This is a genomic window from bacterium (assembly GCA_009926305.1).
In the GTDB taxonomy this organism is placed as follows: Bacteria; Bdellovibrionota_C; UBA2361; order UBA2361; family RFPC01; genus RFPC01.
Window position 1 is genome coordinate 1 of the sequence record RFPC01000112.1, and the last position, 5,687, is coordinate 5,687.

At 45.7% G+C, this 5,687-nt stretch carries 5 protein-coding genes; 2 read left to right on the plus strand and 3 right to left on the minus strand.

Annotation, left to right across the window (positions count from 1 at the left end; all coding sequences use genetic code 11):
- Nucleotides 1-232: 232 nt before the first annotated feature.
- From EBR25_12100 to EBR25_12110, 3 genes are all read right to left on the minus strand, one after another.
- Entirely contained in the window at nt 233-1,141 is a 909-nt protein-coding gene (locus tag EBR25_12100) for a methyltransferase domain-containing protein (GenBank protein ID NBW41727.1), read from the minus strand.
- 558 nt (nt 1,142-1,699) lie between these two features.
- Complete coding sequence (locus tag EBR25_12105) at nt 1,700-2,881, minus strand: isochorismatase family protein (protein NBW41728.1); 1,182 nt, start codon at nt 2,879-2,881, stop codon at nt 1,700-1,702.
- Nucleotides 2,866-4,353 carry a hypothetical protein gene (locus EBR25_12110; GenBank protein ID NBW41729.1) on the minus strand — a complete coding sequence of 496 codons (1,488 nt, stop codon included), beginning with the start codon at nt 4,351-4,353 and terminating at the stop codon, nt 2,866-2,868. The genes EBR25_12105 and EBR25_12110 overlap by 16 nt, the downstream gene beginning before the upstream one ends.
- Nucleotides 4,354-4,565: 212 nt before the next feature.
- On the opposite strand from EBR25_12110, the gene EBR25_12115 reads away from it, so the two are divergent.
- Nucleotides 4,566-4,802 (plus strand): cytochrome P450, encoded by a 237-nt coding sequence (locus EBR25_12115; GenBank protein NBW41730.1) that lies wholly within the window; start codon nt 4,566-4,568, stop codon nt 4,800-4,802.
- 615 nt (nt 4,803-5,417) lie between these two features.
- On the plus strand, nt 5,418-5,687 hold a 270-nt coding region (locus EBR25_12120), incomplete at its 3' end, for a hypothetical protein (protein ID NBW41731.1).

The window sequence follows — 5,687 nt, forward strand, 5'->3', positions numbered from 1 at the left end:
CCTATGAGCTTTGTATTCTTAGCAGTAGGCATGAGCCACATCTCAGCTCGTACCGTGCGGGTGGTAATGAGGCGGTAAAGAGACGGGTCTTTGGTTCGTAGTGGATTTCCCATGACATGGTGTTAATCGGAGGGAAGTCCTCCGATAGTTCGTGAGTATGAGAAAAAAAGATGGTGGTACCTGATTACTGGGTACTTGATTACTGGGGGCAGCTTCTGTTTTTTATTGCATACTATTCGACACAAATCGAAAGCTCCTCGCTTGGAATGTTAAGCCACACTGAATCTGCCTTAGGCTCAGACGTGAGGTAGATTCGTCCTTTAAAGTCCCATCCATACTTCTCAAGTGACACTTTGATCTGTTTTTCGAGATAGTCGTCACGAGCCCCTTGGAGCTCGTAGTAAGTAACCCCTTCGCCCTTCATGAATTCGGACGTAAAGCGGTCTCCGTCTCGGGTAACCCTGAGGAGTTGGCCCCACCTGTCTGAGAGAGTAAATGGAACTAGCAGTCGCCCGCCGTCATTTAAACTCTCCACCCAATTACGTTGAAGTCGGTTTGTTCCAGCGCTCATGACGATAATATCTGCACCTTCAAACTTTTCAAAAGCGCCATTTCCAGAGATTACATTAACATTTGGGAGTTCTTTAAGGTTCTGCTTCGCTCTTTCAGCAAGTTCTTCGTCAATTTCAATCGCAGTTACTTGACCTTTTTCTCCTATAATCTGGGCCCAGACCGCTGTAAAGTATCCGGCTCCGCAACCGATGTGTACCACCTTTTCCCCTTCTTTTGGCTCGGCGTAATCCATGACTGAAGCGGTAAGTCCAGGCTCTCCGTTATTGAGAATTCGTTCTGGGTCGAGTGCAATTCGTGTATTGTGGTAGACATGACGCGGATCATCCGAAGGAGTCTCTATGTAACCGACTGAAGGGTTGTAGACGAGCCATGGACCCTTTGGGAGAAAGTTTTCTCTTGGAACATTGGCAAATGCTTCCAGGACTCGTTGGTTCTTAAGGAGCCTCGTCCAGCCAATTTCTTCTGCAAATTGACGTCTTACTGATACAAGATCAGTTGCATCGGGTGTGCCTCTAAAAGCCTGCTCAATAGCAAATTTCCCTTTATCCTTTTCCATTAGCTTCTCCATAGTGATTCAGCAATTATAATAGCCCCCAATAATCAGGTACCACCATCTTTTTTAATCTTTATTATCTGACTCCTTCCTCAGTAACTTAAGGAGCGTTTGTTGCACGTGCCTTATCTGAGTGTTGTTGGAGAACTCGCTAACTGATTAATTCTATGTATGGAGAGGAGAGCAGTAGATACACCTCTCCCACCACTACCAAAAGTCAGGGGGTTAGCGAGCTTCTGAGCGCCTCTTCAATAACGTAAATGCAACAAGAGCTCTTCAAGGTCGCCAACGACATAGTGAGATAGTAGAGTAAAAGAAGATGGTGGTACGTGGTTATTGGGGTACGTGGTTATTGGGTGGTACCTGATTATTGGAGGAACACAATTGGGCAAGAATTCTCGTAATGCTCACTTCTCTCTTAGCTCTACTGAACTTGCTTGCTCTTCCCTTTCTGAGCAAACCCTTTGAGCACGTTGTAGTAGTTCTTGAGGCAATTTTAGCTTGCTATTTGTTGTACTGGCTAAATACAGCTGAGGTTAAGCGCCACTTCAAGGAGACAGCGACTGATTGAACCTAAGGAGTAACCCAAACTCCACGTTCCGTACCTTGGTTTATCTCGAACCTAGCTCGCATCCAGCCCCTATCAGGTGAAAGGGTGGCAAACTCAAGATCGGAAAGTCGAACCTGCACAAGACAGAAATTCCTATAAGCCTCATTGCGGTCCGAAGCTTCCCCTCCAAATTGTACGATACGGTCTGGCAATCCAGAGTGAGCTGTCTCTCGAGGAGTACCAGAAGGCAAATCACTCATATAGGCTCCCAGCGATGAGGAAGGGACTTTCGAAAAGGCCTTCTTAGCAAGTTCATCGTCATGATGAAGGAAAGCCTCACCTCTAGCGATGATCTGCGAATTAGAATTTTGGTCGTAGAGACAAAGAGCAACAAAATTATTTCTCTTAATCTCTTTAACCTTCTCCGTCCTTACATCTGTGAAGAAGCTAAGAGTACCCTCCTGCTGAGTAGCCTCTCGCAATACCACCACCCGGATCGATGGATTGTCACCCCGGGAAGTTGCTATAGTCGGAAGTAAAGTGGGCTTCAAACTAGAACTGACAGCTTGGCTCATCAGAGACCATGCTCTATCGTAAGCATCGGTTAGCGTCAAAGAGTCTGGGTCTAGTGGAGTTACCTCAGGGATAATGATTGGCGTATTTTGACCAAAATTTCTAGCTACATAATCCTTAAGCTCTGAAAGGTCAGATATTCCTTCAATGATGTTATTTCGGCCGATCAGTCTCCGAAGGGCAAGTAAGCCCGCCTTATGACTCTTCTCTCCTCCATTTGAGGCACAAAAGTCGGCAAGTACTACTGCCCTTACGCCACTTTCAAAAAGATCTGAAGCAGTTTTTAGAACGCAACAATCAGTATCAAGTCCAGCTACAAAAACGGTATCAATATTTTGGGTGAAGAGTCGATGTCGAAACTCGGGGGTCAAAGATGTGTAAGAGGCCTTATCAAAGACATCCTTAGCTAATGGTTCAATCTCTCTCCACAAACGATATTCATCCTCACGAAGAAGACGGTCCCATCCTAAGAATTGCCTGTGAGGGGAGAACTCTGAATTCCTAAATCTCGTAAATACGACAGGATCAAATACAGCACCTTCAACGAGGTCTTTAATATCATGAGCCGTTTGCTCCGTCTTCTCGTTGACGAAGCCTTCTTGGAGATCAACCACTACTAATGCGTTTCCCATGCCCCCTCCACAACTGTATCAGATAGAGCAGGAATCTGGCCTGGCGCGATGCCGTTCAGGGTATTTAGAAACATCTCGTAAAGATTATCGACTTGACTTGTCTCAATTAGCAGGGATTTGAGCCGTATGAAGTTCGTCCCCGCGGTTGGCCTAATTCTCTTGAAACTTCGATATTCTCTCATGAGCTCCTTGCCTTGCGCCTCAATTAAGGTTTTCTGAGAAAGAAAGCCCTCATGACGCTCTGTCAGTTCCTCTAATGCCTCAGTGAAAAAATGAAGTCGGTACCATAAATACTGAAGCCTAATTTGGAGAAAAATTAGCGGAAAAAGATCCTGAGTATTCTTAGCAAGAGACTCTAAGACTACGTTTGCCCATGAAATGAAGTAATTCGAGTGCTCAAATCGCACTACCTTAACATCCCGCTCCCACTTCGAACTGTAGTTCCTCACTACCTGTTCTAAATCTGAGATGGGCATTTCCTCGGGGGGCGAAAAAGGATCGTCCGTAATACCTAGGATAGATGGTTCAGCGAGCAAAGCAAGCTGAGTGGGCGTGAGCGACCCGTCGTGGTTATCAAGTTGATGGCAGGACATTACGTAGGATAGGCGATCCGGTATGTGAAAACAGCTAGTTACGTCCCTGACCTGGAATCCTTTCAGGAGCTGAGTAAGGGGTGAATTCTCGTCGAGAATGGATAAGTGATGCTTTCGCCTCATGTGTAAAAAACTAACTACGTCTTCGCATGCAAATTGCTCTTTTAGGTAGGCAACGGCGAATCCAGATGGGAAGAAATAAAGATCCACCTGACCTTCACGACAAGCCAGGACTTTGAAGTGCGGATCAGGCTTGGCATTCGAAGGGATGCCTCCAACAAAGAAAGGAACGAATGAATGAGCGGTAATTGATACTTTCTCAGATCTATTGAATTGCACTCCTGAATTCTGAGCCTCAGATGGCAATCGTTCTCCAAGCATGTCACTCAAAGATCGCTCAATCTCTTTCAGTTCCTCGAGGCTAATCACATCCCGGCCATCTACTTCAACTTGAAAATCGCTTGGCAGCAATATGTTCCTGTTTACACCTAAACGAACCGGTCCGGGCCTTCGTCTCTCCGGGTTAACCCGCTTTATGAGATACTTGACATAGGCTTTCCCTGAGCTATCTGTGCCAAACATGTCCATAAGCCATGAGGTCTGCTTGCTAATTGCATAATCCAAACTCTGGGCGGCAGAGCCCTTCCCACCCTCTAAGCCGAACTCATACTTATCAGAAAGCCTAAATCTTAATAAAAGTAGAGTAAGAGCCTTAACAGCGGCGGTCCACCTGAACTCGCCCACACCTTTAAGGGTGGACGGACTAAGCCCTCGCTCACATCGAAGGGGCTTTTTCTCGTGCGAACCTGAGAAGTGAGTCGAGTGAAGGCAGTACTCTCCAGAGGATTCACGGATCAGGCGAAAAATAAGACGTGCCATAAACTACTTTACTGCTTCAAAACAAGACTTGCAGGCTACATTGCAGGGGTAGGAGTATAGTGGAATGTCCTGATAATTAATAGGACTTTGGAAGTGGAATAAGCTAATAGCTTGTACTCCAATCCACCATAACTATCTGAAAGTTAAGCGCTTATCTTCTTTTGAAAACACTCCCTCGAACAGTACTTCTGCCCTGCCTTTACCCGAGCACTATGAACCGTGAAGCTCTTCTTAGAAGTGGGACAGATAACAAGCATCTCGGATTTGGCGCTGGAACCCACGCTTGTTCAGGGATGCCACTTGTTTCTCTTGAATTACGAGAGATGATGCTTAGAATCCTGGATAGATTTCCGACAATTCGGCCAGCAAATCCCGGGCGGGCTCCAAATTGGATGGATAATCCAACGTTTCATGGCTTGCGATCTCTTCCTGTTCAATTTGAGCTTTGAATACAGATAAAAAGGAATTTACCTGTTCAAAAGGGTGACGAAACCATGGAACATCAGAAGTTCCTTGGCAACAATTTCATTGATATATCACAGGCAATGATCATTTTAATTGCCCTAAAGTCCTAGTCAAATATGAATCAGATCAATGCCTATGGTATCTTCGGCAGATGCGGACCGTGAAATAATAGCACCCAGTACTCGCCGGGAAGAGAGACGACAGGACACGGGGCCACCGGTGAATTTCAGGAATTGAGACGTATATTAACGTGTACTCGAGAAACGAAGGCCAAAAGACTCGAGCGGAACGCCGCTAGTTTCAGCGTGAGGCTGGAAATTATAAACCTCATACAAAAGTGATAAGTCGCTAGAGGCATAGAAGTAATATGAGGCCCAGAATATGAGTATTGATTTACTCACAGGTAAATTCATTCTCGGTATCTGGCTTATTGTATGCTGAAAGCGCCACGAACATACGCCGAATTGGTACGTTATAGTACGAATCATAATCTCCTATTTTTAGATTGTTTGACTAGGGCATGGGGTTTCTGAAGAATGGTAGGGGGATAGTTACTGACGGAATGCCTGTACGCGTTTTTTGAATAGAGGAAATAATAGATGAGCTCATATGAAAATGTTCCTGCCCGTAACTCTCTTGAGCCATCGTCAGATGAGAGCCTCTCTCTCTCTTCCACTATGTTTCGCCCCAAAGTTCTCTCATTGGAGGGATTCACTCAGTTAGCAGAAGAGGAGCAAGCACGCATAGCAACCGAGTTTAGCGAAGCTTTAAAACTCGACGGACTTGTTGCAGTGCCTGCACCTGAGCTTGTCGAGGTCTCCAAGCATTTGTATGCAGCAGCCAAAGACTTTTTTGCCGCTCCGATAGAA